General features: G+C 56.7%; 3 protein-coding genes. 1 reads left to right on the top strand and 2 read right to left on the bottom strand.

Annotated elements, in window-relative coordinates; translation table 11 throughout:
* Positions 1 to 22: 22 nt before the first annotated feature.
* On the bottom strand, positions 23 to 1,291 hold the full coding sequence (locus tag ACP7DD_RS26355) for an IS4 family transposase (protein WP_426178338.1): 1,269 nt from the start codon (positions 1,289 to 1,291) through the stop codon (positions 23 to 25).
* 363 nt (positions 1,292 to 1,654) lie between these two features.
* Here ACP7DD_RS26355 and ACP7DD_RS26350 point away from each other — a divergent pair, with 363 nt between their 5' ends.
* Positions 1,655 to 2,554 (top strand): ice-binding family protein, encoded by a 900-nt coding sequence (locus tag ACP7DD_RS26350; protein ID WP_426178336.1) that lies wholly within the window; start codon positions 1,655 to 1,657, stop codon positions 2,552 to 2,554.
* 162 nt (positions 2,555 to 2,716) lie between these two features.
* On the opposite strand, the gene ACP7DD_RS26345 is transcribed toward ACP7DD_RS26350, so the two are convergent.
* Positions 2,717 to 2,986 (bottom strand): hypothetical protein, encoded by a 270-nt coding sequence (locus ACP7DD_RS26345; RefSeq protein WP_426178334.1) that lies wholly within the window; start codon positions 2,984 to 2,986, stop codon positions 2,717 to 2,719.
* Positions 2,987 to 3,177 lie beyond the last annotated feature (191 nt).

Here is a 3,177-nt window from a genome sequence, read left to right as displayed (position 1 = left end):
CAATCCACCCAACTTAAGGCGTTCAACAATTTTTCTGGGTAATAGATTTATGCGGTTTTCGGCCTTGTTTGCGCGGTTTGGATACATTTTCCCTATGGCGATACGTCCGTCCGGAGATCAGGTCCAACAGGGTGCGTAGCATCTTGCCGACGTTTCTACTGACTTTCCCTCCGAGTAGAAGGATAGGCAGCAGCGGCTTGAGCGCGGTGTGGGCGTAGGCATGATTGATACGCTCGCTATCGGGCAATGCGGCATCGGCATGAGCGGTACAAGCGGTCAACGCCTGCAGGTTGTCGCAGACGATCTTGGCCGCGACGTCCTGGACCACCGCCTGCTGCGACAAGCCGGTGACGTGTTCCAGATTGAGACGGTGCTTGAGCCGTTTGAACGCCTCCTCAATGCTCCAGCGCTGATGGTAGAGTTCGCCGAAGCTGCTCGCCGGATAGAGCTTCTCATCGAACAGATTGGTCATCAGGACGCGCTGCTCGCCGCTCGGGGCGACGTGGCGGACCAGGCGCACGCGCTGCGGCTTGCGCGGGCACTCGTAGTCGAGCGCGTCCTGTTTGTCCGGCGCGCGCAGCATGACGATCCGCTCGCTCTCGCCCGACAGCACGAACTCGCGCACGCAGCCGAAGCCAGCTTGGGACTGGTCGACGCGCATGCAAAATTTGATGGCGCGATGGTTCAACAAGGCCACCAGCCAACGGCAGGGATAGCCGCGGTCGAGTAGCAGCAGGTCAGTCGGGGACAAGCGGTCGAGATGTTCGACCAGGAACTGCCGTTCGCCGCGTTCGCCGGCGCTGTGCAGGGAGGCGGCGAGCATCAGGTCCGGACCGGGCAGGAACAAGCCGAACAGGATCTGATCGGCAAGAGCGGCGCGTTTGACATGGCTAGCGCGCAGTCCGAAGCGCACGGTCGAGGCGTCGGCTGCGACCAAACGCAGGCCGCACCAGCGCGGCACGAAACCGTCCCGCTCTGCACGCGCAATGAGCCAATCGTTGAGCCGTGGAATGGCGGTCAGGGATAGCTTGGCGCGTGCTTTGGCGAAGGCTTGCTCGGACACCTTGTGTATCAGTTGGGCCTGCTGAGCCAGATGGGCGAAGAAGGTGTCCAGTTCGGACTGGATGCTCATGCGCATGCCGGTCAACATGACGGCGACCAAGGCCGGTAGCGGCAGCTTTCGGCAGCGCGAGAACGCGGTCGGATGATCGGGATGACGGGCATCGTTGCTGAATTCGGAGGAGCATAGACGGGCAGAAAAATCTTGAAACAACATGGAAAGAACGGACATGGCGAGCAGTGAGTGTCAAAAATTCCCACTGGCGGCCGCGCTTTTACATTGATGTCAAGTGTTTTTATTGAATCATTGAATATAAATCATTTAATTGCACAATCCGTCATTGGGTGGATTGCCCCCCGCTGCGCTGAGCGTGCGGCTCAACTTTACGCAAACGCGATGCCCTTTCGCTCCACACTTTTGTTAGCGAGGAATTGTTTCTTGTCGAGAAATTTTACACAATATGACGACGAAATTTACTTGCTATCATAAGTCATTGTTAATTATCACAAAAAATCATAGGCACGAATCATGCTAGATAGGTTGTCAAGATTAACTTCATGAGTTGTGAAGCTTCGATTTCTTCAGGCGACACTTATGAGAATTGACTCAAACTACCCAACGCGCACCTCCGGCGCTCGAGCGCTCAAATCGATGGCGACCCTGGCGTTGCGCGCGACGATCATTCTTGGCGTCTCGTCGGCATCGGCGACACCAATACTCGCCCCTGATCTAGCCAGTTTCGCTGTGCTCGGCGCCAGCGGAGTCACCAACGTCCCGACCAGCACCATCGGAGGAAATCTCGGGTCTGCCCCGAATGCCTCAGTCGGTGGCGGCTACGTTTTCAGTTCTGGATCATTGCAGGCCAATACCTCCACGGCGCAGCAGGCACAACTTGATCTCGATGCAGCGATCATCGCGCTTTCCGCCTTTGGTGTCGGAACGACGATACTAGGTGGCGACCTCGACGCATGGCAAGCCCTCCATGGCGGCGTCATCGCTCCCGGCACCTACACCTTGGGTGCAGCGCCGGTAAACCTGATGGGCAACCTCTTTCTCGACGGCGGCGGCAACAGCAATGCTGTATGGGTCTTTCAGTTTGAAAGCACTCTGATCACCTCCAGCACGTCAAATGTATTTGTAAACAACGTCGGCAGCGGCAACAACGTTGGCCTGTACTGGAATGTGCGCAGCGCGGCGACGCTCAATGGCGCCACGTTTGAGGGAAATGTCCTCGCGCATGACCTCATTAGCAGCGATGGCAATCTGAAGATGGCTTGTGGACGCTTATTGTCGGCCACGAGTCAGGTAACGTTGAACCAGGACAGTGTTTCGATCACGGGCTGTAGCGGGAGCAGCGGCGGCTTCGACCAAGGGGTCGACATCGGATCGGGAGGCATCGGCGGCTCCGACGTACCAGAGCCAGCCACGCTGGGATTGCTCGGACTGGGCCTGTTGGGTCTGGCAGCGTCGCGCCGGAAGTCGCGCATGAAATAAGCCAAAAATTCCACCCAAAGGCACCCGCAAAAAAGGTGGGGCAACTTTGGGGGCAACTGAGATAGCCAATACGACGCAAACGCACTTTTCCTGCGAGTTTCGACGGTTTGTTCGATAGCTGTCCCCGCAACCAAATAGCCAAGCCGCTGACCTCGAAAGGGATCAGCGGCTTTTTGGTGTCTGGTGCACGTTCCTTGTCAGGGCGTTGATGGTATTGGACGCGCGACCCAGTTGGACGAGGTTTGCTTTGGCGAAGGCTTGCTCGGACACCTTGTGCATCAGTTGGGCCTGCTGAGCCAGATGGGCGAAGAAGGTGTCCAGTTCGGACTGGATGCTCATGCGCATGCCGGTCAACATGACGGCGACCAAGGCCGGTAGCGGCAGCTTTCGGCAGCGCGAGAACGCGGTCCGGATGATCGGGATGACGGGCATCGTTGCTGAATTCGGAGGAGCATAGACGGGCAGAAAAATCTTGAAACAACATGGAAAGAACGGACATGGCGAGCAGTGAGTGTCAAAAATCCACACTGGCGGCCGCGCTTTTACATTGATATCAAGTGTTTTTATTAAATCATTGAATATAAATCATTTAATTGCGCAATCCGTTAAGTTGGGTGGATTGG

This window comes from Massilia sp. TWR1-2-2 (assembly GCF_049897565.1).
GTDB lineage: Bacteria > Pseudomonadota > Gammaproteobacteria > Burkholderiales > Burkholderiaceae_D > JAFCUW01.
Note: the sequence above shows the minus strand (reverse complement) of the source record. Positions and strands in the feature narration are given on the sequence as shown.

Excerpts from the sequence above, each read along its gene's own strand:
- ACP7DD_RS26355 (WP_426178338.1), bottom strand. The coding sequence starts at position 1,291 with ATGTCCGTTCTTTCCATGTTGTTTCAAGATTTTTCTGCCCGTCTATGC.
- ACP7DD_RS26350 (WP_426178336.1), top strand. The coding sequence starts at position 1,655 with ATGAGAATTGACTCAAACTACCCAACGCGCACCTCCGGCGCTCGAGCG.
- ACP7DD_RS26345 (WP_426178334.1), bottom strand. The coding sequence starts at position 2,986 with ATGCCCGTCATCCCGATCATCCGGACCGCGTTCTCGCGCTGCCGAAAG.